The organism is Ramlibacter sp., from assembly GCF_028292805.1.
In the GTDB taxonomy this organism is placed as follows: Bacteria; Pseudomonadota; Gammaproteobacteria; order Burkholderiales; family Burkholderiaceae_C; genus Ramlibacter.
In genome coordinates, this window is sequence record NZ_JAQGLS010000160.1 from 44,081 (window position 1) to 69,635 (window position 25,555).

At 68.7% G+C, this 25,555-nt stretch carries 26 protein-coding genes; 15 read left to right on the plus strand and 11 right to left on the minus strand.

What is annotated here, in order from left to right; genetic code table 11:
- The first annotated feature begins 3 nt into the window (after positions 1 to 3).
- From JWP65_RS09775 to JWP65_RS09785, 3 genes are all read left to right on the plus strand, one after another.
- Complete coding sequence (locus JWP65_RS09775) at positions 4 to 1,077, plus strand: branched-chain amino acid ABC transporter permease (RefSeq protein WP_299763171.1); 1,074 nt, start codon at positions 4 to 6, stop codon at positions 1,075 to 1,077.
- 9 nt (positions 1,078 to 1,086) lie between these two features.
- On the plus strand, positions 1,087 to 1,905 hold the full coding sequence (locus JWP65_RS09780) for an ABC transporter ATP-binding protein (RefSeq protein ID WP_299763173.1): 819 nt from the start codon (positions 1,087 to 1,089) through the stop codon (positions 1,903 to 1,905).
- A 76-nt stretch (positions 1,906 to 1,981) separates the two neighbouring features.
- The gene (locus JWP65_RS09785; RefSeq protein ID WP_299763175.1) at positions 1,982 to 3,235 is read left to right on the plus strand and encodes an ABC transporter substrate-binding protein; all 1,254 of its coding nucleotides are present in this window, start codon (positions 1,982 to 1,984) and stop codon (positions 3,233 to 3,235) included.
- A 110-nt stretch (positions 3,236 to 3,345) separates the two neighbouring features.
- Here JWP65_RS09785 and JWP65_RS09790 read toward each other — a convergent pair whose 3' ends face one another.
- Positions 3,346 to 3,837: a MarR family winged helix-turn-helix transcriptional regulator gene (locus JWP65_RS09790; protein ID WP_299763176.1), complete on the minus strand. Its 492-nt coding sequence runs from the start codon at positions 3,835 to 3,837 to the stop codon at positions 3,346 to 3,348.
- 111 nt (positions 3,838 to 3,948) lie between these two features.
- Here JWP65_RS09790 and aliB point away from each other — a divergent pair, with 111 nt between their 5' ends.
- Positions 3,949 to 5,103 (plus strand): cyclohexanecarboxyl-CoA dehydrogenase, encoded by a 1,155-nt coding sequence (aliB, locus tag JWP65_RS09795; protein WP_299763178.1) that lies wholly within the window; start codon positions 3,949 to 3,951, stop codon positions 5,101 to 5,103.
- 62 nt (positions 5,104 to 5,165) lie between these two features.
- On the opposite strand, the gene JWP65_RS09800 is transcribed toward aliB, so the two are convergent.
- Together JWP65_RS09800 and JWP65_RS09805 are read right to left on the minus strand one after the other, a co-directional pair.
- A complete protein-coding gene (locus tag JWP65_RS09800; RefSeq protein ID WP_299763180.1) occupies positions 5,166 to 6,242 on the minus strand; it encodes a mechanosensitive ion channel family protein in 1,077 nt (358 codons plus the stop codon).
- The gene (locus JWP65_RS09805) at positions 6,239 to 7,156 is read right to left on the minus strand and encodes an inositol monophosphatase family protein (RefSeq protein WP_299763182.1); all 918 of its coding nucleotides are present in this window, start codon (positions 7,154 to 7,156) and stop codon (positions 6,239 to 6,241) included. Before JWP65_RS09805 ends, JWP65_RS09800 begins: the two co-directional genes overlap by 4 nt.
- 240 nt (positions 7,157 to 7,396) lie before the next feature.
- On the opposite strand from JWP65_RS09805, the gene JWP65_RS09810 reads away from it, so the two are divergent.
- Complete coding sequence (locus JWP65_RS09810; protein ID WP_299763184.1) at positions 7,397 to 8,122, plus strand: RNA methyltransferase; 726 nt, start codon at positions 7,397 to 7,399, stop codon at positions 8,120 to 8,122.
- Positions 8,123 to 8,148: 26 nt separating this feature from the next.
- A complete protein-coding gene (gene cysE, locus JWP65_RS09815; RefSeq protein WP_299763186.1) occupies positions 8,149 to 8,922 on the plus strand; it encodes a serine O-acetyltransferase in 774 nt (257 codons plus the stop codon).
- A gap of 20 nt (positions 8,923 to 8,942) precedes the next feature.
- On the opposite strand, the gene mog is transcribed toward cysE, so the two are convergent.
- Together mog and yjgA are read right to left on the minus strand one after the other, a co-directional pair.
- On the minus strand, positions 8,943 to 9,530 hold the full coding sequence (gene mog / locus JWP65_RS09820) for a molybdopterin adenylyltransferase (RefSeq protein ID WP_299763188.1): 588 nt from the start codon (positions 9,528 to 9,530) through the stop codon (positions 8,943 to 8,945).
- Positions 9,523 to 10,149: a ribosome biogenesis factor YjgA gene (gene yjgA / locus JWP65_RS09825; RefSeq protein ID WP_299763190.1), complete on the minus strand. Its 627-nt coding sequence runs from the start codon at positions 10,147 to 10,149 to the stop codon at positions 9,523 to 9,525. The genes mog and yjgA overlap by 8 nt, the downstream gene beginning before the upstream one ends.
- A 66-nt stretch (positions 10,150 to 10,215) precedes the next feature.
- Here yjgA and pmbA point away from each other — a divergent pair, with 66 nt between their 5' ends.
- Positions 10,216 to 11,592: a metalloprotease PmbA gene (gene pmbA, locus JWP65_RS09830; RefSeq protein WP_299763192.1), complete on the plus strand. Its 1,377-nt coding sequence runs from the start codon at positions 10,216 to 10,218 to the stop codon at positions 11,590 to 11,592.
- A gap of 110 nt (positions 11,593 to 11,702) precedes the next feature.
- Here pmbA and JWP65_RS09835 read toward each other — a convergent pair whose 3' ends face one another.
- The 5 genes from JWP65_RS09835 to ybiB form a co-directional block, all read right to left on the minus strand.
- Positions 11,703 to 12,149: a GatB/YqeY domain-containing protein gene (locus JWP65_RS09835; RefSeq protein ID WP_299763194.1), complete on the minus strand. Its 447-nt coding sequence runs from the start codon at positions 12,147 to 12,149 to the stop codon at positions 11,703 to 11,705.
- A 118-nt stretch (positions 12,150 to 12,267) separates the two neighbouring features.
- Positions 12,268 to 12,480 (minus strand): 30S ribosomal protein S21, encoded by a 213-nt coding sequence (gene rpsU / locus JWP65_RS09840; protein WP_299763196.1) that lies wholly within the window; start codon positions 12,478 to 12,480, stop codon positions 12,268 to 12,270.
- 108 nt (positions 12,481 to 12,588) lie between these two features.
- Positions 12,589 to 13,857: an NAD(P)/FAD-dependent oxidoreductase gene (locus JWP65_RS09845; RefSeq protein WP_299763198.1), complete on the minus strand. Its 1,269-nt coding sequence runs from the start codon at positions 13,855 to 13,857 to the stop codon at positions 12,589 to 12,591.
- Between the two features lie 35 nt (positions 13,858 to 13,892).
- The gene (cobA, locus tag JWP65_RS09850) at positions 13,893 to 14,657 is read right to left on the minus strand and encodes a uroporphyrinogen-III C-methyltransferase (protein WP_299763200.1); all 765 of its coding nucleotides are present in this window, start codon (positions 14,655 to 14,657) and stop codon (positions 13,893 to 13,895) included.
- Entirely contained in the window at positions 14,654 to 15,559 is a 906-nt protein-coding gene (ybiB, locus tag JWP65_RS09855) for a DNA-binding protein YbiB (RefSeq protein WP_299763202.1), read from the minus strand. Before ybiB ends, cobA begins: the two co-directional genes overlap by 4 nt.
- 435 nt (positions 15,560 to 15,994) lie before the next feature.
- On the opposite strand from ybiB, the gene tsaD reads away from it, so the two are divergent.
- Both tsaD and JWP65_RS09865 read left to right on the plus strand, forming a co-directional pair.
- Positions 15,995 to 17,029: a tRNA (adenosine(37)-N6)-threonylcarbamoyltransferase complex transferase subunit TsaD gene (gene tsaD / locus JWP65_RS09860; RefSeq protein WP_299763204.1), complete on the plus strand. Its 1,035-nt coding sequence runs from the start codon at positions 15,995 to 15,997 to the stop codon at positions 17,027 to 17,029.
- 144 nt (positions 17,030 to 17,173) lie between these two features.
- Complete coding sequence (locus tag JWP65_RS09865) at positions 17,174 to 17,686, plus strand: cyclopropane-fatty-acyl-phospholipid synthase family protein (protein WP_299763206.1); 513 nt, start codon at positions 17,174 to 17,176, stop codon at positions 17,684 to 17,686.
- A 43-nt stretch (positions 17,687 to 17,729) separates the two neighbouring features.
- Here JWP65_RS09865 and JWP65_RS09870 read toward each other — a convergent pair whose 3' ends face one another.
- Positions 17,730 to 18,104 carry an Hsp20 family protein gene (locus tag JWP65_RS09870; RefSeq protein ID WP_299763208.1) on the minus strand — a complete coding sequence of 125 codons (375 nt, stop codon included), beginning with the start codon at positions 18,102 to 18,104 and terminating at the stop codon, positions 17,730 to 17,732.
- A 134-nt stretch (positions 18,105 to 18,238) separates the two neighbouring features.
- Here JWP65_RS09870 and JWP65_RS09875 point away from each other — a divergent pair, with 134 nt between their 5' ends.
- From JWP65_RS09875 to tpiA, 6 genes are all read left to right on the plus strand, one after another.
- Positions 18,239 to 19,507 (plus strand): branched-chain amino acid ABC transporter substrate-binding protein, encoded by a 1,269-nt coding sequence (locus JWP65_RS09875; protein ID WP_299763211.1) that lies wholly within the window; start codon positions 18,239 to 18,241, stop codon positions 19,505 to 19,507.
- Positions 19,504 to 20,679: a pyridoxal phosphate-dependent aminotransferase gene (locus JWP65_RS09880; RefSeq protein WP_299763241.1), complete on the plus strand. Its 1,176-nt coding sequence runs from the start codon at positions 19,504 to 19,506 to the stop codon at positions 20,677 to 20,679. Before JWP65_RS09875 ends, JWP65_RS09880 begins: the two co-directional genes overlap by 4 nt.
- Before the next feature lie 169 nt (positions 20,680 to 20,848).
- Positions 20,849 to 21,112: a 30S ribosomal protein S15 gene (gene rpsO / locus JWP65_RS09885; protein WP_299763213.1), complete on the plus strand. Its 264-nt coding sequence runs from the start codon at positions 20,849 to 20,851 to the stop codon at positions 21,110 to 21,112.
- A gap of 234 nt (positions 21,113 to 21,346) precedes the next feature.
- Positions 21,347 to 23,704: a polyribonucleotide nucleotidyltransferase gene (gene pnp / locus JWP65_RS09890; protein ID WP_299763215.1), complete on the plus strand. Its 2,358-nt coding sequence runs from the start codon at positions 21,347 to 21,349 to the stop codon at positions 23,702 to 23,704.
- Between the two features lie 5 nt (positions 23,705 to 23,709).
- Positions 23,710 to 24,696, plus strand: a complete 987-nt coding sequence (locus JWP65_RS09895) for an NAD(P)H-quinone oxidoreductase (RefSeq protein WP_299763217.1) — start codon at positions 23,710 to 23,712, stop codon at positions 24,694 to 24,696.
- A 94-nt stretch (positions 24,697 to 24,790) separates the two neighbouring features.
- Positions 24,791 to 25,531 carry a triose-phosphate isomerase gene (tpiA, locus tag JWP65_RS09900; RefSeq protein WP_299763219.1) on the plus strand — a complete coding sequence of 247 codons (741 nt, stop codon included), beginning with the start codon at positions 24,791 to 24,793 and terminating at the stop codon, positions 25,529 to 25,531.
- Positions 25,532 to 25,555 lie beyond the last annotated feature (24 nt).

The window sequence follows — 25,555 nt, forward strand, 5'->3', positions numbered from 1 at the left end:
GTCATGCTGTACCGCCGCGCCGGCATCTTCCACACCAGCTACGCGTCCGACCGCGCGCTGTTCACCATTCCGTTCGAGCAGTGGGCGATGGTGGCGTTGCTCGCCTTCGCGCTCGTTGCGCCGTTCGTGCTCAGCTCGCTGGCGCTCACCAGCTACGTGCGGCCCTGGCTGATATGGACCTCGGCCGTGCTCGGGCTGAACCTGATCCTGGGCTGGGCCGGCCAGTTCCACTTCGGCTACGCGGCGATCATGGGCATCGGCGCCTATGCCTCGGTGCATGCCACGCGCAACGGCGTGCCGTGGGAGATTGCCGTGGTGCTGGGCGGCCTGACCGCCAGCGTCATCGGCGTGGTGTTCGCCTTCGCCGCCTTGCGCGTCAAGGGCCTGTACCTGGCGCTGTCGACGCTGGCCATGCAGTTCGTGATGGACTGGGTGATCTCGCACGTGCCCGCCATCAGCGGTGGCGTCTCCGCCACTTTGCAGGCGCCGCCGATGAAGCTGCTGGGGCAAGCCGTCACCTCCGAGGCCGCCACCTACTATGTGGTGCTGGGCTGGACCTTGCTGGTGATGCTGTTCATGCTGAATCTGCGCCGCACCGCGCTGGGCCGCGCGCTGGTGGCGGTGCGCGAGAAAGACTTCGCGGCCGCCGTGATCGGCGTGCAGAGCTTCTACTACAAGCTGGTGGCCTTCGCCGCCTCGGCCTTCATCGGCGGCGTCAGCGGCGCCATGCTGATCTTCGGCTTCTACCACGCGGTGACGCCCGAGCAGTTCGCCGTCAATGTCTCGATCGAGCTGCTGGCGATGGTGATCGTGGGCGGCCTGGGCAGCATCATCGGCAGCTTTTTCGGCGCTGGATTCATCCTGCTGCTGCCGGGCCAGATGAACACCTTGATCGCCTGGCTGGCCAGGGTGTTTGGTCTCGACATCGGGGTCGAAGCCCTGGCGCACATCCCGCACATGGTTTACGGTGCCACCATCATCGTGGTGCTGCTGATCGAACCGATGGGCCTGGGCAAGCTGTATGGCAACCTGCGCAACTACCTCTTGGTGTGGCCGTTCGGCTACGCACGCAAGTAAGGGCATGGCATGACCCAAGCAAGCATGGCCGCCGGCACCATCCTCAGCCTCAACAACATCGAGGTGATCTACGACCGTGTGGCGCTGGCGATCAAGGGCGTCTCCATCGAGGTGCCGCAAGGCGGCATGGTGGCGCTGCTGGGCGCCAACGGCGCCGGCAAGAGCACCACGCTCAAGGCGATCAGCGGGCTGCTCAAGCCCGAGCGCGGCGAAGTCAGCCGCGGCGAGCTGCGCTTTCTGGGCCACGACATCGATTCCATGATGCCGCAGCAGCGCGTCAAGCTGGGCATCGTGCAGGTGCTGGAAGGCCGCCGCGTGTTCGAGCACCTGACAGCGGACGAGAACCTGCTGGCCGCGTCGGCAGTGACCGGCGGCAGCCGCGCCGAGATGCAGCGCAAGCGCGACATGGTCTACGGCTACTTCCCGCGGCTGCACCAGCGGCGCGCGGCGCAGTCCGGCTTCCTGTCCGGCGGCGAGCAGCAGATGCTGGCGATCGGCCGGGCGCTGATGACCAACCCGAAGCTGCTGATGCTCGACGAGCCGAGCCTGGGCTTGGCGCCGTTCCTGGTCGCGGAGATTTTCGAGATCGTGCAGCAGATCAACCGGCAGGAAGGGCTGTCGGTGCTGCTGGTGGAGCAGAACGCGCTGGCCGCGCTGGAGGTGGTCTCGCACGGCTACCTGATGGAGAACGGCCGCATCGTGATGCACGACAGCGCTGCTGCCATGAAGCTGAATCCAGACATTCAGGAGTTCTACCTGGGCGGCAGCGAAGGCAAGAACTTTCACGAGATCAAGCATTACAGCCGGCGCAAGCGCTGGCTGAGTTGAGTCCGGGACACGGGGTGGGCAGCGCGCGTACTTGGCGCCCACCGCGGAAACTTTCACCGTACGCAGGAGACACGCCATGAAAAGATCATTGCTAGCGACCCTCGCCGGGTTGGCCCTGCTGGCGGGAGCGACCGGGGCGCAGGCCCAGGCCGCCGGCAACACCATCAAGTTCGGCATGTGCTACGACCTGAGCAAGGCCTACACCTTCGTCACGCCGCAGATCGTGCAGGCGGCCAAGGACTACGCCACGCTGCTCAACGCCAGGGGCGGCATCGAGGGCCGGCAGATCGAGGTCGTGGTGCAGGACCACGGCAACGAGCCGCAACGCGGCATCGAGTGCTACGAAAAGCTCAAGCGCGAAGGCGTGATGGTGTTCGACTACCTGTCCACGCCGGTCTCGCGCGCCGTGCTGCCGCGCCACATGGCCGACGGCAACGTGATGCTGCAGTCCTTCGTCGGCCGCGGCGACGCGGTGGACGGGGACGTCTTCAAGTGGGTGTTCCCCATCGGCCCGACCTACTGGGGCCAGATGGCCAACAACATCCAGTACATCAAGAACCGGCACAAGGGCAACCTCAAGGGCGTGAAGGTCGCCTTCATCTACCCCGACTACGCGTTCGGCCAGGAGCCGATCCCGGTGCTCAAGACGCTGGCGGCCAAGGAAGGCTTCCAGCTGCAGCTGTTCCCCAATCCGATGCCGGGGCGTGACCAGGCGGCGGTGTGGACGCAGATCCGCCGCTTCGACCCGGACCACGTGATCACCTGGAACCTGTCGGCCATGCACGTGGTGGCGGCGCGCGAGATGAAGCGCAACGGCATCGCGATGGACAAGCTGATCTCGGTCAACTGGTTCAACGAGGTGGACATCCGCAACATCGGCGCGGCCGAAGCCAAGGGCATGAAGCGCGGCACCAACGTGGTGGGCGGGCGCGACCACCCGCTGATGCAGCAGATCCAGAAGGAAGTCTACGGCCCGGGCAAGGGCAGCGGCGACCCGAAGAACATGGACGACATCTACTACAACACCGGCCTGGCGATGTACTCCACGGTGTTCGAGGGCGTCAAGCTGGCCATCAGGAAGGACGGCTGGCCGCTGACGCCGGCCAAGATCAAGGCCGGCCTGGAAAGCCTGCGCAACTTCGATGCCAACGGCTTCATCGCCCCGGTGACGGTGACCGCCAAGGACCATGGCGGCGGCGGCAAGACCCGCATCGACATGTGGGACGGCGCCAGGTGGGTGCCGCAGGGCGACTGGATCGCCGCCTACACCGACGTGGTGGACCAGGTGGTCAAGGAGCAGTCGGCGGAGTTCGCCAAGACGGGCAAGTAGCCCCTGAAGATGTGATTGCGGGCTGGACCCGCAATCCATGACTGCCATGACTGCCATGGATGCCGGGTCCCGTCCGGCATGACTTCACAGGGTGGCCGGGGACCGCAGGGCTACTCCTCTTCGTCTCCGCCATCGGTCGCGTCGATCTTCTCCATGTTCTCCAGCATCTTGAGCAGGTAGTGCACCGTGTGCACCATGTCGTTGACGGAAAAGCCCTCCAGCGCCTGTTCGTAGAAGCCATGGATCTTGGGCAGCGCCTTGCGCTGCCACACCTGGCGGCCGCTGGCCGTCATGCGCACCAGCCGGGAGCGGCCGTCCTGCGGATCGGCGGCGCTTTCCACCCGGCCGTCGCGCTCCAGCCGGCCCACCACGCCGGCCAGGTTCTGGCGGCTGACCAGCAGGTAGCGCGCCAGCTCGCCCAGTTTCATGCCGCCTTCCGCCTGCGGCCGCGAGAGCGCTCCCAACACCGCCCACTGCTGCGTGGTCAGGCCTTCGTGTTCGATCGCGCGGGTGCCGGTTTTATGCAGCATATTGGCGCACTGGTAAAGCCGGAAGAACAGCCGGTTGGCCAGCTCCATGCGCGTGTCGAGGGTCTTGTCCATAGGGGTGTCCGCGGGTTTGTGCGAAGGGGCGCGGCCTTGCAGGCCGTTGCCGTCGCGCCTAATATAGGTCCGCATGTTGCCTATGTCGAGAGCGAAGGACCATCCGCAGCCATGAAGACGCCTTACATCGACGAAGACCTCGAGGCGCTGGCCGACCAGGCGCGGCGTTTCGGCGCCGGGCGGGTCGCGCCCGGTTTCCAGGAGCGCGACCGCACGCGCGTGCTCGATCGCGGCTTGATGCGGGAGATGGGCGAGCTGGGCTTCATCGCGCCGGAACTGCCGCAGGCGGACGGCGGCCTGGGCCTGGGCTGCCTGGCCGCCGGCGTGATCCACGAGGAGATCGCCCGCGCCGACCTGAGCATGTCGTACATCAACCTGCTGGCTTCGCTCAATGGGCAGATCCTGTCGCAGTACGGCAGCAAGGAAGTCACCGGGCCCTGGCTGCGCAAGCTCACGCGCGGCCAGGCGCTGGTCGCCATCGCGCTGACCGAGCCGCGCGGCGGATCCGATGCCGCCAACCTGCGGCTGAAGGCCGAGCGGGTCGCCGACGGCTACGTGCTCAATGGCGAGAAGACCTCGATCTCCGCGGCCGACCAGGCCGATGCGGTGATCGTGTTCGGCCGCACCGGCACGACGGAAGCCGGCGCGCACGGCGTGACGGCGCTGCTGGTGCCCACCGACGCGCCGGGCCTGACGCGCAGCCGCTTCGACTGCCACGGCCAGCGCGCCATCGGCCGCGGCGCGCTGTTCTTCGAAAACGTGAAGGTGCCGCTGGAGCACCGCCTGGGCGACGAGAACCGCGGCTTCGCGCAGGTGATGCAGGGCTTCGACTACTCGCGCGCGCTGATCGGCCTGCAGGTGCTGGCGGTGGCCCGGGTGGCGCTGGAGGAAACCTGGGCCTACGTGGCGCAGCGCGAGGCCTTCGGCAAGCCGCTGGTGTCGTTCCAGGGCGTGTCGCATCCGCTGGCCGACCTGGACACCCAGGTCGAGGCGGCGCGGCTGCTGTGCCTGCAGGCGCTGTGGCTCAAGGACCAGGGCTTGCCGCACGGGGCCCAGGCGGCGATGGTCAAGTGGTGGGCACCCAAGCTGGCCTACGACGCCATCCACCAGTGCCTGCTGTCGTTCGGCCATGGCGGCTACGACCGCGGCGTGATGGAGCAGCGGCTGCGCGACGTGCTGGGGTTCCAGATCGGGGACGGCACCGCGCAGATCATGAAGACCATCGTCGCGCGAGCCAGGGCGGGGCGGCACGCGGTGGGGAACTGAGGGGGCGCTGGGTCCCCGGATCAAGGCCGGGCAGCGTGGCGGCCTGGAGCCGCAATCCGGACTCAGGCGCCAGCCGAGGCCGCGGCCTCCGGACGCATCTCCGCTGGCTCCTCGCCACGCACTTTCGGCAAACTCTGCGGATACTCCCGCGCCAGGAAAGCCAGCAGGCCCTCGCGCAGCTTGCAGCGCAGATCGAAGGCGGCGCCGGAGTTGGCCGCCGACACCAGGATGCGCACCTGCATGGTCCGCTCGGTGGTGTCGGTCACCTGCACGCCGAACACGCGCTTGTCCCACTCGGGCGCCTCCTCGGTGATCCGCTTGGCCTCGGCGCGGATCGCGTCCACCGGCGCGCCGAAGTCCAGGTACAGGAAGGCGGTGCCCAGGAGCTGCGAGCCGGTGCGGGTCCAGTTCTCGAACGGGTTCTCGATGAACCATTGCAGCGGGATGATCAGGCGCCGTTCGTCCCAGATCTTGAGCACCACGTAGGTGCCGGTGATCTCCTCCACCCGGCCCCATTCGCCCTTGACGATCAGCACGTCGTCCAGACGGATCGGCTGGGCCAATGCCAGCTGCAGGCCGGCGATCAGGTTGCTGAACACCGGCCGTGCCGCCAGGCCGCCGACAATGCCCAGCACGCCGGCCGAAGCCAGCAGGCTGGCGCCCACCTGCCGCGCACCGGGGAAGGTCATCAACGCCATGGCGATGCCCGCGATCACCACCACCACCATCGCGCTGCGGCTCAGCACCTTGGTCTGGGTCTGGATCCGGCGCGCGTTCAGGTTGTCTTCGACGCTGGACGGGTGGCGGGCGATCAGGCCCTCGGACAAGCCGTTGATGAAGGAGAGCACCCACCAGGTGATGGCGCCGATCAGCAGCAGGCCGGTCAGGTGCCGCACGATGCCGATGAAGAGCAGGTCGTTGGGGGCCGCCTGCCACACCAGCATCAGCGCCAGCAGCGGCAGCACGGCGGAACCGGCGCGCTCGGTGGCGGTGAGCATCGACTGGAACAACAGGCTGCCGCGCATCACCTGCCGCAGCACCGCGCGCAGCAGCCGATGCGCGACCATCGCGCCCATCACGGCCGCCAGCGCGAGCAGCGCGGTGGCCACCCACGGGTTCTGTTGCAGCAGCTGGATCATTCCTGGGCGGTGGCTGGCGGTACCTCGTCGACCTTGGTGCCCGGCTTCATCGCCGGGTCCACCAGCGAGGGCGCGTTCTGGCGCAGTTCGGCCTTCTCGCCGGCGCTGGCGAACTTGCTGTACTTGCGCAGGATGTTGACCAGCTGGCCGTACACCTTCGGGTTGCCGGCCACGCACTCGCGCTGCTCGAGGAAGTCGGACTCGCCGGTGAAGTTGCCGATCAGGCCGCCCGCCTCGGTGATCAGCAGCGAGCCGGCCGCCACGTCCCACGCCGACAGGCCGGTCTCGAAAAAGCCTTCGGTCCAGCCGGCCGCCACGTAGGCCAGGTCGAGGGCGGCGGCGCCGGGCCGGCGCAGGCCCGCGGTGCGCTGCATCACGTCGGCCATCATCTTCAGGTAGACGTTGAAGTTGTCGCCCGGGCGGAACGGGAAGCCGGTGGACACCAGCGACTCCTTGAGCTGCGTGCGCTTGCTCACGCGCAGCCGGCGCTCGTTCAGGTAGGCGCCGCGGCCGCGGGTGGAAGTGAACAGGTCGTTGCGGGTCGGGTCGTAGATCACCGCCTGCTCCACGCGCCCGCGCACCAGCAGCGCGATGCTCACGCAGTAGACCGGGAAGCCGTGGATGAAGTTGGTGGTGCCGTCGAGCGGGTCGATCACCCACACGTGGTCGGAGGTGGCGTTGCCATGTTCGCGGCCAGACTCCTCGGCCCAGATCCCGTGGTCGGGATAGGCGGTCAACAGCGTCTCGATGATGGCGGCCTCGCTGGCATGGTCGACTTCGGTCACGAAGTCGTTGACCTGTTTCTGCGAGATGCGCACCGCCTCGACGTCGAGCGCGGCCCGGTTGATGATGGCGCCGGCGGCGCGAGCGGCCTTGACGGCCATGTTGAGCATGGGGTGCTGGTTGGCGGACATGGATTGTTTGAAGAGCTGCGCCGTGCGGCGAGGAAAGGCCCGGCGATGCGGGACTGGATGTGCCCCCATTTTAGCGGCGGCTGGGCGCCGCCGGCCTCGGCAGGGGCATCCTGTGCGTCCTACGCTGAACTGCGTAGCCTGGCGGCCCAGCCGGGCCTGCAGGCGTGAGAAACGCGGCGGCGCGCACCAGCGTGCCGGCCAGGCCCGGCACCACACCGCCCGGGCGGTGACAATCGCGGGGTGCAGACGCGATTCATCCTGATCCAGACCAGCCACTCCGGCAATGTCGGGGCCGCCGCCCGCGCCATGAAGGTGATGGGTTTTCACGACCTGGTGCTGGTGGCGCCGCGCTGGCCCGACGTGCTGCAGCGTCAGGAAACCCTGGACCGCGCCAGCGGCGCCGCCGACGTGCTGCAGCGCGCGCGCATCGTCGCCACGCTGGAGGAAGCGCTGGACGGCGTCACCCACCTGTGCGCCACGGTGATGACGGCGCGCGACTTCGGCCCGCCCACGCGCACGCCGCGCGAGCACCTGGGGCCGCTGGCCGGAACGCAGGCGAGCGTGGCCTTCCTGTTCGGCTCGGAACGCTATGGAATGCGCAACGAGGACGTCTACCGCTGCCATGCGGCGCTGCAGATCCCGACCAACCCGGACTACGGCTCCTTGAATCTGGCTGCCGCCATGCAGGTGGTGGCGTACGAATGGCGCATGGCGCTGGGGGGCTTTGGCGCCCCGCAGGCCGCGCCGGCGTCGAGCACCGCCGACGCCCAGGCGGTAGCCGGGATGCTGCAGCACTGGGAGCAGGCGCTGGTGGAGATCGGCTTTCTGGACCCGGCCGCGCCCAAGAAGCTGATGCCCAGGCTGAACCAGCTGTTCAACCGGGCGCAGCCGACCCCCGAGGAAATCCACATCCTGCGTGGTGTCGCGAAAAGCATGTCCGCAGCAGCGAACGGGCGCAAGCTATAGACTCTGGCCGGATCAGCAAGGACACCATGTTCAGCCGCCTGCGTTCCGACATCCAGTGCATCCTCGACCGCGATCCTGCCGCGCGCAGCACGTGGGAGGTGCTCACGTGCTATCCGGGGCTGCACGCGCTCGTGCTGCATCGCTTGAGCCACTGGCTGTGGCGGCGCGAGCTGCGCTGGCTCGGGCGCTTCGTCTCGCAGATCTCGCGCTGGCTGACCGGCATCGAGATCCACCCGGGCGCGACCCTGGGCAACCGGGTCTTCATCGACCACGGCATGGGCATCGTGATCGGTGAAACCGCCCAAGTGGGCGACGGCTGCACCATCTACCAGGGCGTCACGCTGGGCGGCACCTCGCTGTCCAAGGGCGCCAAGCGGCACCCGACGCTGGGGCGCAACGTGGTGGTGGGCGCCGGCGCCAAGGTGCTGGGCGGCTTCACCGTGGGCGACGACGCGGCCATCGGCTCGAACGCCGTGGTCACCAAGGCGGTGCCGCCGGGCGCCACGGCGGTCGGCATTCCGGCGCGCATCATCCAGGCCGAAGACGGCGCGCGGCGCGAGGAAGCCGCGGCCAAGATGGGTTTTTCGGCCTACGGCGTCACGGCCACCGACGATCCGCTGTCGCAGGCCATGCGCGGCCTGATCGACAACGCCTCGCTGCAGGAGCACCAGATCGCGCTGCTGTGGCAGGCGATCGAGAAGCTGTCCGATGCGCGGCGCGGGGAAGGCTGCGTGCCCGAGGACGCGGCGACCAAGGAATGCTTCGAGGCCGACAAGCTGACGCAGCTGGTTGGCAAATAGCCGCCTGCGGCGGCTTCCACCTACTTTGCGCGGATCGCGCTTTTTGGCCGGAAGGCCTTGCACACGGCGTCGTGCGTTTCCAGGTACGGCCCGCCGATCAGGTCGATGCAATACGGCACGGCCGCGAAGATCCCTTGCACCAGCTGCTTGCCGTCGGCGTCCTTCAGCCCTTCCAGCGTCTCCTGGATCGCCTTGGGTTGCCCCGGCAGGTTGATGATCAGGCTTTGCCCGCGGATCACCGCCACCTGCCGCGACAGGATGGCCGTCGGCACGAAGCGCAGGCTCACCTGCCGCATCTGCTCGCCGAAGCCGGGCATTTCCCTGTCGGCGATCGCCAGCGTCGCTTCCGGCGTGACGTCGCGCGGCGCCGGGCCGGTGCCGCCGGTGGTCAGCACCAGCGCGCAGCCGGCATCGGCCAGTTCCACCAGCGCGGCGCTGATGCGGTCTTTCTCGTCGGGGATCAGCCGCTCCTCGAGCGTGAGCGGATTTTTCAGCGCCCGCGCCAGCCAGTCCTTCAGCGCCGGCAAGCCCTTGTCCTGGTAGACGCCGCTGGCGGCGCGGTCGCTGATCGAGACGATGCCGATGCGCGCCGCCTCGTGCTCACTCATCCTGCGCCTCTTCCCGGTTCATCGCATCGCGCACGATCTGGAAGATGTCGCGAAAGGCCCGGCCGCGGCGCGGAGCGAGGCCCTTGGAGATCGATTCCTGGTCCGGTTGGCCGTCCTTTCGGGCCTGGCGGATCAGCGCGCGCAGCTGCTGCACGTCGGTCTCGGGATGCGCCTCCAGCCACTTGGGCAGCGCCTCGTCGTCGGCGATCAGGTCGTCGCGCCACTTCTCGGCCATGTGCAGCGCCAGCGTGTGCTGCGCCGAGCCGCCGCGCTGTTCGGCCAGCGCATCGCGCACGCCGTCCAGCACCGCCTTGTCGAGCCCGCGCATCAGCTTGCCCACGTACTGCATCTGCCGGCGCCGGCCTTCGAAGTTGGTGATGCGGCGCGCTTCGTCGAGCGCATCGATCAGCTTCTCGGGCAGGCCCAGCCTGTCCTTCAGCCCGGACGACAGCGTCAACAGGTCTTCGCCGAGCTTTTGCAGGTCGTCGCTTTCCTTTTTCAGTTCGGTGCGGCTGCGTTCGCCGCCGGTGCGTTCGGCTTCGAGCAACAGGTCGAGATCGCTGCCTTCGGCAACGAAGTGACCTTGGACGAAATAGCCTTTTTTGGGTTTGCGGGACATGCGGGGAAAGTGGGAAAGAAACAGCGCGGCCGTGCGCTTGGTGGCACGCAAGTATCATAGCCCGCCATGAACAAGACACCCTCGCAAGCCGATCGCGGCTTCAGCTACAGCCGCGCAGATTTCGAGGAACTGGTCGATTTCGCACTGGCCCATGCGCGCACCCTGGGTGCCACGGATTCCGGCGCGGAAGCGTCCGAAGGCTGCGGCCTGAGCGTTTCCGTGCGCAAGGGCGAGCTGGAGACGGTCGAGCGCAACCGCGACAAGTCGCTGGGCATCACGGTCTACATGGGCCACCAGCGCGGCAATGCCAGCACCTCCGATTTCTCCCGCCCCGCCATCGAACGGACGGTGCAGGCCGCCTACGACATCGCCCGCTTCACCGCGCAAGACCCGGTGGCGGGCCTGCCCGAGCCCGACGACATCGCGCCGACGGCCGAACACCAGGACCTGGACCTGTTCCACCCCTGGGACGTCACCAGCGAGCAGGCGGCCGAACTGGCGATCCGCTGCGAGCGGGCGGCGTTCGACACCGACGCCCGCATCGCCAACAGCGAAGGCGCCGGCGTCTCGGCGCAGCAGAGCCACTTTTTCAGCAGCCACACGCATGGCTTTCGCGGCGGCTACGCCAGCTCCCGCCACTCGATCTCGGTGGCGCCGATCGCCGGCCGCGGCGACGAGATGCAGCGCGACGCCTGGTACAGCTCCATGCGCTCGGCCGGCGAGCTGGCCACTCCGGAGTCCGTGGGCCGTTACGCGGCCGAGCGCGCGCTGGCGCGGCTGAAGTCGCGCAAGATCACGACCCGCGAATGCCCGGTGCTGTTCGAGTCGCCGCTGGCGGCCGGGCTGCTGGGCGGCTTCGTGCAGGCGGTCAGCGGCGGCGCCTTGTACCGCAAGAGCACCTTCCTGCTCGACTCGCTGGGCAAGCAGATCTTTCCCAAGCACGTGGACGTGCTGGAAGACCCGTTCCTGCGGCGCGGCAAGGGCAGCTCGCCGTTCGACGAAGAGGGCGTGCGCACGCGGGCCCGCAAGGTGGTGGATGCCGGCCGCGTCGAAGGTTATTTCCTGAGCAGCTATTCGGCGCGCAAGCTGGGCATGAAGACCACCGGCAACGCCGGCGGCTCGCACAACCTGACGCTGTCGTCGCGGCTGACCAAGCCGGGCGACGACCTGCCGGCGATGCTGCGCAAGCTGGGCACCGGCCTGTTCGTGATCGAGCTGATGGGGCAGGGCGTCAACTACGTGACGGGCGACTATTCGCGCGGTGCCAGCGGCTTTTGGGTGGAGAACGGCGAGATCGCCTTCCCGGTGCAGGAGATCACCATCGCGGGCAACCTCAAGGACATGCTCAAGGGCATCCAGGCGGTGGGCGCGGACACGTACAACTACGGCGCCAAGACGGTGGGGTCGATCCTGGTGAACAGGATGAAGGTGGCCGGCTCGTAAGCCGCCCCGTCGCGCATGCTTGTCATTGCGGGCGCGACCCGCAATCCAGGCCGCCGGCGCGATGTGCCGGCGCTGCATGGATCCCGGGTTCGCCCGGGATGACCGCTTGCTCAGCCGGCCAGCGCAGCCTTCACCGCCGCGCTCACCTGTCCCATGTCGGCCTTGCCGGCCAGCCGCGCCTTGGCGGCGCCCATGACCTTGCCCATGTCGCCGGGGCCGCTGGCGCCGACCTCGGCCACGATGGCTTTCACTTGGGCCGCCACCTCATCGGCCGACAGCCGCGCCGGCAGGTAGATCTGCAGCACCTGGGCTTCGGCCTTCTCCTTGTCGGCCAGGTCGTGCCGGCCGGCCTTTTCGAAGGCTTCGATGCTGTCCTTGCGCTGCTTGAGCAGCTTGTCGACGATGGCGACCACGGCCGCATCGTCCAGCTCGATGCGCTCGTCCACTTCTTTTTGCTTCATGGCCGCGGTCAGCATGCGGATGGCGCCCAGGCGCTCGCTGTCCTTGGCGCGCATGGCGGCCTTCATGTCGTCGGTGATGCGTTCCTTGAGCGTCATGGCGGGGTCCTTGGAGGGAAAAGGGGATGGAAACGGAAAAGGCCTGCGCGGGCGTCCCCGGGCAGGCCTTGGCTGGTGCCGCGGCGGAAGGTGACTTCCGCCGCGGCCCGCAAGAAGCTCAGTAGAGCTTCTTGGGCAGCTGCATGCTGCGAACGCGCTTGAAGTGGCGCTTGATGGCCGCGGCCTTCTTGCGCTTGCGCTCGGCGGTGGGCTTCTCGTAGAACTCGCGGGCGCGCAGGTCGGTCAGCAGGCCCAGCTTCTCGATGGTGCGCTTGAAGCGGCGCAGGGCCACGTCGAACGGCTCGTTTTCCTTGACTCGGATGGTCGTCATGACTTCTCAAAAATTTCAGTGCCCGGCGTAGATCGAGGACGCCCGGCGGTGTTTCCCCACCTGTAGATCGATCAGAGGCCGGTGGGGGTTTGCCAGCAAAGCCGCAGATTATAGCGCCACCGGCCCAGCCGGCAAGCCAAGCGGCTTTTCCAGGCTTGCCAGCGCCTGCGCGCAGGCATGTCCGCTGGCCCAGGCCCACTGGAAGTTGTAGCCGCCCAGCCAGCCCGTCACGTCCACCACCTCGCCGATGAAGTACAGCCCGGGGCGCTGCTTGGCCTCCATGGTCTGCGACGACAGCTCGCGGGTGTCGACGCCGCCGGCCGTCACTTCCGCCTTGCGGTAGCCCTCGCTGCCGGTGGGCACCAGTTCCCAGCGCGAGAGCCGCTCGGCCAGCTGCAGCAAGGCCTTGTCGGAGGCTTCCGCCACCGGCCGCTGCCAGGCCGGATCTTGCTGCACCCAGGCGTCGGCCAGCCGCGAGGGCACCCAGGCGGCCAGCTCGTTGGCGATCAGCTTGCGCGACCGTCCCTTGGCCTGCAGCAGGGCCTGCGCAATGTCGACACCGGGCGCCAGGTCGATCCGGATCGGCGTGCTTTCCCGCCAGTAGCTGGAGATCTGCAGCACCGCCGGCCCGCTCAGGCCCCGATGCGTGAACAGCAGGTCTTCGTCGAAAGCCATGCGCTGCTTCTTGTCGCCTGTTTCGATGCGCACCGGCAGGGCCAGCCCGGCCAGCCCGGCGAACGGCGCCCAGGCCGCGCCGTCGAAGGTGAGCGGCACCAGCGCCGGGCGCAGCGGCGCGATGCGCAGGCCGAACTGCTGGGCGATGCGGTAACCAAAGTCGGTCGCGCCGATCTTGGGGATCGACAAGCCGCCGGTGGCGATCACCAGCGCGCGGGTGCGCACCGCGCCGCGGCTGGTTTGCAGCAGGTAGCCGCCGTCCTCGTTGGCCACGGAGGCGACCCGGCACGGCTGCCAGTGCGTCACGCCGCCGCCGGCGCATTCGGCCAGCAGCATGCGGATGAAGTCGTCAGCGGAGCGGTCGCCGAACAGCTGGCCCTTGTGCTTTTCGTGGAAAGGGATGCCGTGCTTGCCCACCAGCGCCAGGAAGTCGGCCGGCGTGTAGCGCGCCAGCGCGGAGCGGCAGAAGTTGGCGTTCTCGCCCAGAAAGTGCTTGTGCGGCGCGCGCGGGTCGAGCTCGCGGTTGGTGAAGTTGCAGCGGCCGCCGCCCGAGATGCGGATCTTCTCGGCGATCTTGTCGGCGTGGTCGAGCAGCAGCACCTTCAGGCCACGCTGGCCGGCCTGGGCGGCGCAGAACAGGCCGGCGGCGCCGGCGCCGACCACGACGGCATCGAATGAGTGGAGGGGCGGTGCGTCGGACATGGAGGCGGATTATCGCGACCCGCCGCCGCCGCCCGTCAGGCGGCCCGGATCTGCGCTCCGGCCGCCGCGGCGGCGATGCCGCGCACCACGTCGCCCACCACGATCACCGAGGGGCTGGCCAGCTGCTCGGCCTCGATGGTGGCGGCCAGCTTGGCCAGGCAGGTGACGGCATGGCGCTGGTCCGGCTGCGAGGCGCGCTGGATGATCGCCACCGGCGTCTGCGGCGGCAGGCCGGCCAGCAGGTCGTGCTGGATCCGCGCCGCGCTGCTCACGCCCATGTAGATCACCAGCGTCAGGCGGGCCTCGCGCGCCATCGCCGCCAGGCTGCGCCAGTCCGGCGCAGCGTCGCCCTGTTGCGCGTGGCCGGTGAGGAAGACGACGCCTTGCGCGTGGTCGCGGTGGGTCAGCGGCACCCCCAGCGAGGTGGCGGCCGCCAGCCCGGAGGTGATGCCGTTGACGATCTCGACGTGGATGCCGGCGGCCCGCAGGTGCTCCATCTCCTCGCCGCCGCGGCCGAAGATGAACGGGTCGCCGCCCTTGAGGCGCACCACGTTTTCGCCTTCGCGCGCCGCCATCAGCATCAGCCGCTCGATGAAAGCCTGCGGCGTGCTCTTGCAGCCGCCGCGCTTGCCCACGTGGACGATGCGCGCGGCCGGCGATGCATGGCCCACCACCTCGTCGCTGACCAGGTCGTCGACCAGCAGCACGGTGGCGGCCTGGATCGCCTTGAGCGCTTTCAAGGTCAGCAGCTCCGGATCGCCCGGGCCGGCGCCCACCAGGGTGACTTTGCCTGTGTTCATGGGGCAGCCAGATGCAAGATGTGTTCCACCTGCAATGCCATGGAATCGGGGATCTGCTTGCGGCCTGCCAGCACGTCGCGAATGAACCCGGCAGTGGTTTCCACGTCAACCTCCTTTGGCAAGTCGGGCAGGTCCGTCAAGGTGCCTTTGCGGCCTTCCTGCAGCAGCGTGCGCTGGCCGGCGATGAAGCCTTCCATCTGCGGCAGGCGGCGCGCATCGGCCACCACTTCGCCTTCGGTGCCGCGCAGCAGCAAGGCGGTGGCGCCGGTGAGCTCGAACACGGCGCCCATCGAGATCGCGTATTCGGGATGCGTGTAGCTGCTGACGATCACGGCCGGGCCGCTGCAGGGGTTCATCAGCTTGACCAGGCTGTGCGCGCTGTTGCGCAGGCCGACCACGCGCCGCACGTCCAGCAGGCGCTTCAGGCCCGGCGACAGCACTTCGGTGGGCACGTAGGCGACCTGGCCGTCGCGCAGGGTGGGAGGCGCGGCTGCCGGCTGGACGTCCAGCGCCTGCAGCACGTCGCGCACGAACACGCGGCTGTTCTCGGTGGCGGTGCCGTGGATCAGAACCGGCGCACCGGCACGCGCCGCCAGCGCCGCCAGCAAAGGCGTGAGCACCGGCAGGCGGCGGGCGCCGTTGTAGCTTGGCAGCACGACCACGGGCTTGCCGCTGGCCGAGGAGACCTTGTTCAAGCGCGCGTGCGTTGCATCCAGGAAGCCGGCCATCTCGTCGGCGGTCTCGCCCTTGATGCGCATGGCGATGCAAAAGGCGCCCACTTCGAGGTCGCTGACACCGCCATCGAGCAGCTGGCCGAACAGGTCGGCGGCCTGTTCACGCCCGAGCGGGCGCGCCCCCTGCTTGCCGCGGCCGATTTCCTTGATGTATTGACTGATGCCCACCGTCCGATTGTCCCAGAGCCCTGATGACTTGCGGTTATGAGCCGAATCATGCCGCCTGGCGCCAGCAGCTGGCCGCCACAGGCTTGCACCGGCAGGTCCTGCAGCAGCAAGTCCTTGATCCACGCTGGGGCGCTGGTGTCACCGGCCAGCAGCAGGCCTTGCAGCAGCATGTCGCCGCCGTCGCGCCGGATGCGGATGGTGCGACGCTGGCCGCGGCGCCGGTCGGCGTAGCGCCGGTCTCGCCGCCCGCCAGGCCCAGCAGTTCCTCCAGGCGCAGCACAGTTCGTCAGTCTCGCGCTGGTGCGCGCCAGCTGTTCCAGTGCGGCGATTGCGCGGGCCGCGCGGCCAGCAGGAGCGCGAGGCGGATTTCATTGCAGCCTGTGCCGCAGCAAGCGTGCCGCCGCGCGGGGATCTGGCGCCGGGTAGACTGCGGCCATGGTGGTCCTGGGCATCGAATCCTCTTGCGACGAAACCGGCGTGGCGCTGGTGGAGGCGTCCGGCAGCGCCGTTCCCGCGCTGCTCGCGCACGCCCTGCACAGCCAGGTGGAGATGCACCAGGCCTACGGCGGCGTGGTGCCGGAGCTGGCCAGCCGCGACCACATCCGGCGCGTGCTGCCGTTGGCGCAGCAGGTGCTGGCCCAGGCCCGGCGCGGACTGGCCGAGGTCGACGTGGTGGCGTACACGCGCGGCCCGGGCCTGGCCGGCGCGCTGCTGGTGGGCGCGGGCGTGGCCTGCGCCCTCGGCGTCGCGCTGGGCAAGCCGGTGCTGGGCGTGCACCACCTGGAGGGCCACTTGCTGTCGCCGTTCCTCAGCCAGGACCCGCCGCAGTTTCCCTTCGTCGCACTGCTGGTCTCGGGCGGCCACACCCAGCTGATGCAGGTGGACCGCGTCGGCCACTACACGTTGCTGGGCGAAACCATCGACGATGCCGCCGGCGAGGCCTTCGACAAGTCGGCCAAGCTGCTCGGCCTGGGCTATCCGGGCGGGCCGGCGCTGTCGCGGCTGGCCGAGAGCGGCGACCCGGTCTCGTTCAGGCTGCCGCGCCCGCTGCTGCACAGCGGCGACCTGGATTTTTCTTTCGCGGGCCTGAAGACGGCCGTGATGACGCAGGCGAAGAAGCTGGGCGACCAGCTGGAGGCGCGCAAGGCGGATCTCGCCGCCGCCACCGAGGCGGCCATCGTCGACGTGCTGGTCAGGAAGTCGCTCACGGCGCTGGAGCGCACCGGGCTGCAGCGCATCGTGGTGGCCGGCGGCGTCGGCGCCAACCGTCACTTGCGCGAGCAGCTGGATGCCGCGTGCGCCAAGCGCGGCGTGCGGGTGCATTATCCGGAGCTGTCGCTGTGCACCGACAACGGCGCCATGATCGCCATGGCCGCGGCCATGCGCATGCAGGCGGGCGTGCAGCAGGCCCGCGCCGACTACGCCTTCGACGTCAAGCCGCGCTGGCCGCTGGACGCGCTGGCGGCCTGAGTTCGGGGGGGGGGGGGCCGCGATGGCCACCGAACCGGTATGCGCCTTTGCCGATGCCGCGGGCGCCTGGAGCCGGCGTTTTGGCGAACCCGGTTTCCGGTTCGGCACCGAGCCCAATGCCTGGCTGCGCGAGCATGCGCGGGCATGGCAGCCGGCGCAACGGTGCTGTGCGTGGCCGACGGCGAGGGCCGCAACAGCGTCTGGCTCGCCGCCCGCGGGCTGCAGGTGGACGCCTTCGACATCTCCGAAGTCGGCGTCGCCAAGGCCCGCGTGTTCGCCGCCGAACAGGGCGTGGACGTGAACTACAGCGTGGCCGGCTGCGACGGCTTCGACTGGCCGCAGTCCGCGTGCGACGGCGTCGCCGCCATCTTCATCCAGTTCGCCGATCCGGCGCTGCGCGAGCGCATGTTCCAGCGGATGGCAGCCAGCCTGAAGCCGGGCGGCACCCTGGTATTGCAAGGCTACGGAGCCAAGCAGCTGGAGTGCCGCACCGGCGGGGCCGGGCATCGCCTCGCACCTGTACACGCCGCAGCTGCTGCGCGAGGCGCTCGCCGATCTGGAGATCGTGCAGCTGCGCGAGTACGAAGCAGAACTGGCCGAGGGAGCCGGCCACCGGGGCCGATCGCCCTGGTCGGTCTGGTGGCGCGGCGCACGTAGCAAAGCCCGCCGGCGGGCGGGCTTTTCGTGCAGGCCAGGAGGTTTACTGGACCGCGATGGTGCGGGCGGTGACGACAGGCTTTTTCTTGGCCAGCGTCAGCGTCAGCACGCCGTTGTCGAGCTTGGCGCAGGTCGCGTCGGCGTCGATCTGTTCCGGCAGCTCGTAGGCTGCCTGGTACTGGCGCGGCGCTTCGGCCACGGTCTTGACGCGCACCACGGCGCCGTCGACGTCGATCGTGAGCTGCTCACGGGCGACACCGGGCACGTCCAGCGCGATGGTCCAGGTCTGCTCGTCCTGCCGCACCTTCACCGCCGCCGACGGCGCCAAGAAGGCATCGGTGAGGAAGCGCTCGAAGCTGCGGTCGACGCCGCGGGCGGGAGCCTGGGAACGGGTGCGGAGGGCGGGGGCGAAATACATGTTGAAACTCCTGTCTGTGATTGCGGTGCACGTGGCGGGATGGGCACTGCGCCGTCCCTTAAACTGCGCGGCCCGGTTCAGCCGCATGGCACACATCTGCGCCCGCCGACCCCCATTTCAAGGAATTCCAAACAATGATATTTCCCCGTCGCCGCCTCTTGAAATCCCTCGCCGCGGCAGCATGTCTTCCCGCTTTCGCGGTGGCGCAGGCGCCGCTGCCGCCGGTCAGGCTTGCCATGATCGAGAGCATGTCCGGCCCGTTCGCCAACACCGGCGAGGCCGTCTTTCGCAACCTGCTGTGGGCCGTGGAACGGGTCAACGCGCGCGGCGGCGTCGCCACCGCGCAGGGCCGCCGGCTGCTGCATCTCGATCGGTACGACAGCAAGGGCCAGAACGAGGAGGCGCTGTCGGCGCTGCGCGCGGCCATCGACAACGGCGCCCAGGTGGTGCTGCAGGGCAACTCGTCGGCCACGGCGGCGGCGCTGATCGACGCCATCGCGCGGCACAACGAACGCGATCCGTCCAAGGCGGTGCTGTTCCTGAACTACTCCGCGGTCGACCCGATCCTGACCAACGAGAAGTGCAGCTTCTGGCACTTTCGCTTCGACGCCCATGCCGACATGCGCATGACGGCGCTGATGTCGGTGCTGCGCGAAGACCGCGGACTCAAGTCGGTCTACCTGTTCGGGCAGGACTACAGCTTTGGCCAGGCGGTGCTGCGCGAGGCGCGCCGCCAGCTGGGCGCGCAGCGGCCCGACGTGAAGATCGCCGGTGACGAGCTGCACTCGCTCGGGCGCATCAAGGACTTCGCGCCGTACGCCACCAAGATCCACATGAGCGGCGCCCAAGCGGTGATCACGGGCAACTGGGGCAACGACCTGACGCTGCTGGTCAAGGCCGCCCGCGACGTCGGCTTCGACGGCAAGTTCTACACCTTCTACGGCAATGCGCTGGGCGCGCCGGCCGCGATCGGCGACGCCGGCATCGGCCGCGTGGTGGCGGTGGCCGACTGGCTGCCGAACGTGCCGACGGCGCAGAGCGAGCAGTTCTACCGCGCCTTCCGCCAGCGCTTTCCCAAGCCCACCGAAGACTACGTTCACATGCGCATGCAGCTGATGGTCGAGGCGCTGGCCCAGGCCATCGAGAAGGCGGGCAGCAGCGAGCCGGTGCCGCTGGCGCGGGCGCTGGAGCAGGCCAGCGTCAGCCTGTCCGGCCAGTCCGGCCACATGCGCGCGGCCGACCACCAGTTCCAGCAATCGCTGATGGTGGGTGTGATGGACCGCCAGGGCGCGCCGGGCGTCAAGTTCGACGTCGAAGGCTCGGGCTACGGCTTTCGCGTGGTGCGACAAGTGACGCCGGCGCAGGCGCAGATGCCGCATGCCTGCAAAATGGCGCGGCCCTGAACCGAAAGGACACCATGCGCCAGGCCGTCATCGACCTCGAAGAATCCAAGATCCGCGAAGTGGCCAACGCCGGCATCGGCCGCCCCGATGTGCTGGCGTTCTGGTTCGGCGAGAGCGACGAGGCCACGCCGGACTTCATCCGGCAGGCCGCAATCGCCTCGCTGCAGGCCGGCGACACGTTCTACACCCACAACCTGGGGCTGCCGCAGCTGCGCGAAGCCATCGCCGGCTACACCCGCGGGCTGCATGGGACGCTGGGCGCCGAGCGCATTGCGGTCACTTCCGGCGGCGTCAACGCGCTGATGCTTGCGGTGCAGGCGCTGGTGGACGCCGGCGACGAGGTGGTGGCGGTGACGCCGGTGTGGCCCAACCTGACGGCGCAGGCGCTGATCATGGGCGCCAACCTCAAGCGCGTGTCGCTCCAGCCGGAGGCGGGCGCCTGGAAGCTGGACCTGCCGGCGCTGCTGGCGGCCATCACGCCAGCCACCAGACTGCTGATCGTCAACGCGCCCAACAACCCGACCGGCTGGACGCTCACCCGCGCCGAGCAGCAGGCCATCCTGGCCCATTGCCGCGGCACCGGCACCTGGATCCTGGCCGACGAGGTCTACGAACGCCTGTACTACGAGCCGAGCGCCAACGGCTGCGCGCCCAGCTTCCTCGACGTGGCGGCGCCGGACGACCGGCTGGTGGTGGCCCACAGTTTCTCCAAGAGCTTCCTGATGACGGGCTGGCGGCTGGGCTGGCTGGTGATGCCCGCCAGCATGACCCACCACATGGGCAAGCTGATCGAGTTCAATACCTCCTGCGCCAGCGTGTTCACGCAGAAGGCCGCGCTGGAGGCGGTCCGCCGCACCGGCGAAGTCACCCCGCGGGTGGTGGCCCATCTGAAGTCCTGCCGTGACATGCTGGTGCCGTTGCTGCAGGCGCTGCCGGGCGTGCAGCTGCGCCCGGCGCCCGGCGGGATGTACGCCTTCTTCAAGCTTGACGGTTACGACGACTCGCTGGCGCTGGCCAAGCGGCTGGTGGCCGAGGCCGGGATCGGGCTGGCGCCGGGCAACGCCTTCGCCCCCGAAGCGCAAGGCTGGCTGCGCTGGTGCTTCGCTTCCAAGGATCCGGCGCGGCTGGGGCAGGGCGTGGAGCGGCTGGCCGGGTGGCTGGCGCGGCAATGAAACCGTCGTTCCAGCGCAGTCGGGCACCAGGGCGCCGGCGAGCCATCGGATCCGTGCCGCCGCGGGGGGCAACGGGTTCCGGCTATAATTCTCGGGCTTTGCTCCGCAGAGCGCACGTTGGGCAGCAGTCCGCAGCCCAACGCAAGTCAAAAACTTCCCAAGGACATTCATGACCCCCATTGCCAAGGCAGAGGTCGTCGCCGCCAATGCGCGCGCCGCCAACGATACCGGTAGCCCCGAAGTGCAGGTCGCATTGCTGACCGCCCGCATCAACGAGCTCGCCCCCCACTTCAAGACCCACGCCAAGGACCACCACGGCCGCCGCGGCCTCCTGCGCATGGTGAACCGTCGCAAGAGCCTGCTCAAGTACCTCAAGGGCACGGACGCGAGCCGCTACGTCGCGCTGATCGGCAAGCTGGGCCTGCGCAAGTAAGCGCACAGCCCGAATGAACGCCTGAGACGGTTTTCGAACTGGCTCAGGCGTTTTTCACTTCGGAGCACGGCAACGGATACGCGCTGTGTCATTCCCTCGGGGCTAGGGATCAGGGGCAAGAGGCCAGGGAACAGCCTTCGTGACTTTCCCTAACCCCTGATCCCTAGCCCCTAGGGAATGGCATCGTGTTCGGACCCAGACCTCCGCCAACACCAGAGAAAAAGAGGACACGACATGAGCATTTTCAACAAGGTCACCAAGACGTTCCAGTGGGGTAGCAACACCGTCACCCTGGAAACCGGCGAAATCGCCCGCCAGGCCGGCGGCGCTGTCCTGGTCGACATCGACGGCACGGTGGTGCTCGCCACCGTCGTCGCATCCAAGACCGCCAAGCCGGGCCAGGACTTCTTCCCGCTGACCGTCGACTACATCGAGAAGACGTATGCCGCCGGCAAGATCCCCGGCAGCTTCTTCAAGCGCGAAGCCAAGCCCAGCGAGCACGAGACGCTGACCAGCCGCCTGATCGACCGCCCGATCCGCCCGCTGTTCCCGGAAGGCTTCCTCAATGAAGTGCACGTGGTGATCCACACCCTGTCGCTGAACCCCGAAGCCGACGCCGACATCGCCGCCATGATCGGCACCAGCGCCGCGCTGGCGATCTCCGGCATCCCCTTCGCCGGCCCGATCGGCGCCGCGCGCGTGGGCTACGTCAACGGCGAATACGTCCTGAACCCGGGCCAGACCCAGCGCAAGGAATCGCAGCTCGACCTGATCGTCGCGGGCACCGAAGCTGCCGTGCTGATGGTCGAATCGGAAGCGCAGCAGCTGTCCGAGGAAATCATGCTGGGCGCCGTGGTGTTCGGCCACGAGCAGGGCAACATCGCCATCAACGCCATCCATGAACTGGTCCGCGATGCCGGCAAGCCGGTCTGGGACTGGCAGGCGCCCGCCAAAAACGAAGCCTTCATCGGCAAGGTCACGGCGATCGCCGAAGAGAAGTACCGCGCGGCCTACCAGATCCGCAGCAAGCAGGCCCGCACCCAGGCGCTGCGTGAAGCGCAGTCCGGCGTGATGGCCGCCCTTGCCGCCAGCGGCGAGGCGTTCGAGGCCGGCAAGGTCAACGACCTGCTGTTCGAGATCGAAGCGAAGATCGTGCGCCAGCAGATCCTGTCGGGCGAGCCCCGCATCGACGGCCGCGACACCCGCACCGTGCGCCCGATCGAGATCCGCACCGCGGTGCTGCCGCGCACCCACGGTTCGGCCCTGTTCACCCGCGGCGAAACGCAGGCCCTGGTCGTCACGACGCTGGGCACCGAGCGCGACGCGCAGCGCATCGACGCGCTGATGGGCGAGTACGAAGACCGCTTCATGTTCCACTACAACATGCCTCCCTTCGCCACCGGCGAGACCGGCCGCATGGGCTCCACCAAGCGCCGCGAGATCGGCCACGGCCGCCTGGCCAAGCGCGCGCTGATCGCCGTGCTGCCCAGCAAGGAAGAGTTCCCCTACACGATGCGGGTGGTCTCGGAAATCACCGAGTCCAACGGCTCCTCGTCGATGGCGTCGGTGTGCGGCGGCTGCCTGTCGCTGATGGACGCCGGCGTGCCGATGAAGGCCCACGTGGCCGGCATCGCCATGGGCCTGATCAAGGAAGGCAACCGCTTCGCGGTGCTGACCGACATCCTGGGTGACGAAGATCACCTGGGCGACATGGACTTCAAGGTGGCCGGCACCGTCAATGGCATCTCGGCGCTGCAGATGGACATCAAGATCCAGGGCATCACCAAGGAGATCATGCAGGTCGCGCTGGCGCAGGCCAAGGAAGCGCGCATGCACATCCTGGGCAAGATGCAGGAAGCGATGGGCGTGGCCAACACCGAGGTCTCCAGCTTCGCGCCCAAGCTCTACACGATGAAGATCAACCCCGAGAAGATCCGCGACGTGATCGGCAAGGGCGGCGCCGTGATCCGCGCGCTGACCGAGGAAACCGGCTGCCAGATCAACATCGAGGAAGACGGCACCATCACCATCGCCGCGACCGACGCCGAGAAGGCCGAAGTGGCCAAGAAGCGCATCGAGCAGATCACCGCCGAAGTCGAAATCGGCAAGATCTACGAAGGCCCGATCACCAAGATTTTGGACTTCGGCGCCCTGGTCAACCTGCTGCCCGGCAAGGACGGCCTGCTGCACATCAGCCAGATCGCGCACGAGCGCGTCGAGAAGGTCACCGACTACCTGTCGGAAGGCCAGATCGTCAAGGTCAAGGTGCTCGAGACCGACGAGAAGGGCCGCGTCAAGCTGTCCATGAAGGCGCTGCTGGACCGTCCGGAAGGCTTCCAGCAAGACTCCGGCGACGGCTACCGTGGTGGTGATCGTGGCGACCGCAGCCCGCGTGGCGATCGCGGCGACCGTGGTGACCGCGGCCCACGAGGCGGCGGCGACCGTGGCGAGCCCCGAGGCGACCGTGGCGGCGAGCCGCGCCAGGACCGTCCGGCGGAGCAGCGCCAGGACCGCCCCATGGAACAGCGCACCGATGGCGGTGGCGAGCAGCGCAACGAGCGCGGCAATGAGCCCGGCGGCCAGCAGGGCTGAGCGCCATGCAAGCCATTGAAATCAGCGAGTACGGCGCGCCCGAGGTGCTGCGCCCCGCCGAGCGGCCCGACCCTGTCGCGGCTGCCGGCGAGGTGCTGATCCGGGTGGCCGCCAGCGGCATCAACCGACCGGACGTGCTGCAGCGCACGGGGAACTACCCCGTGCCGCCCGGCGCATCCGACCTGCCGGGGCTGGAAGTCGCCGGCGAGATCGTGGGCGGCGACGCCCAGGCCATGGCCGCGGCCGGCTTCAAGCTGGGCGACCACGTCTGCGCCCTGGTCGCCGGCGGCGGCTACGCCCAGCTGTGCGTGGCCCCGGTTGGCCAGTGCCTGCCCGTGCCAAAGGGCATGAGCGACATCGAAGCGGCGACGCTGCCGGAGACGTTCTTCACCGTGTGGAGCAACGTGTTCGACCGCGGCCGCCTGCAGGCTGGCGAAACCTTCCTGGTGCAAGGCGGCACCAGCGGCATCGGCGTGACGGCGATCCAGATGGCCAAGGCCATGGGGGCCAAGGTCATCGCCACCGCCGGCAGCGACGAGAAGGTGCAGGCTTGCCTGGACCTTGGCGCCGAGCATGCGATCAATTACAAGACCATGGACTTCGTCGACGAGGTCAAGGCGCTGACCGGCGGCAAGGGCGTCGACGTCATCCTCGACATGGTCGCGGGCGCCTACGTGGCGCGCGAGATCCAGTGCCTGGCCGAGGACGGCCGGCTGGTCATCATCGCGGTGCAGGGCGGGGTCAAGAGCGAGTTCAACGCCGGGATGGTGCTGCGCCGCCGGCTGACGATCACCGGCTCCACGCTGCGTCCGCGCCCGGTGGCGTTCAAGGCGGCCATCGCCGCTTCGCTCAAGGCCACGGTGTGGCCGCTGATCGAAGCCGGCAAGATCAGGCCGGTCATCCACAGCCGCTTCCCGGCGGCCGAAGCGGCCAAGGCCCACACGCTCATGGAAACCAACCAGCACATCGGCAAGATCGTGCTCACCTGGTGATGACGAACATGAGCCCCCACGCTTGTCACTGCGTGTACTGCGCCGGCCCCCGAGGAGGCTTGGGTCGCCTCGAGGCGGCTCGGCGGCGGCCGACATGAAGCTGATCGCCGGCAACTGGAAGATGAACGGCAGCCTGGAGGCGAACGACGCGCTGGTGCGCGCCATCGCCGCCGGAATGCCGCCATCGGCGTGCGACGTCGCCCTGTGCGTGCCCGCGCCTTACCTGGCGCAGGTGCAGATGCTCAAGTCCGGCTCCAAGCTGGAACTGGGCGCGCAGGACGTCTCGCAGCATGCCCAGGGCGCCTATACCGGCGAGCTGTCGGCTTCCATGCTGCGCGAGTTCGGCGTGCGCTACGCCATCGTCGGCCATTCCGAGCGGCGCCAGTACCACGGCGAAACCGACGCCTTGGTGGCGGAGAAGGCGAAGGCCGCGCTGGCGCACGGCGTCACCCCGATCGTCTGCGTGGGCGAGACGCTGGCGCAGCGCGAAGCCGGGCAGACCGAGGAAGTGGTCAAGCGCCAGCTGGCCGCGGTGATCCACGTCAACGGCCACTGCATCAGCGAGATCGTCGTCGCCTACGAGCCGGTCTGGGCCATCGGCACCGGCCGCACCGCCACGCCCGAGCAGGCGCAGCAAGTGCATGCCTTGCTGCGCAAGCAGCTGGCGGCCGCTACGGCGCACGCGCAGAGCGTGCATATCCTCTACGGGGGCAGCATGAACGCGGCCAATGCGGCCAGCCTGCTGGCCCAGCCCGACATCGACGGCGGGCTCATCGGCGGCGCTTCCCTGAAGGCGCCCGATTTTCTGCAGATCATCGCTGCCGCCAGCGCCTGAGCGCACGCGGGGCCACGAAAAATT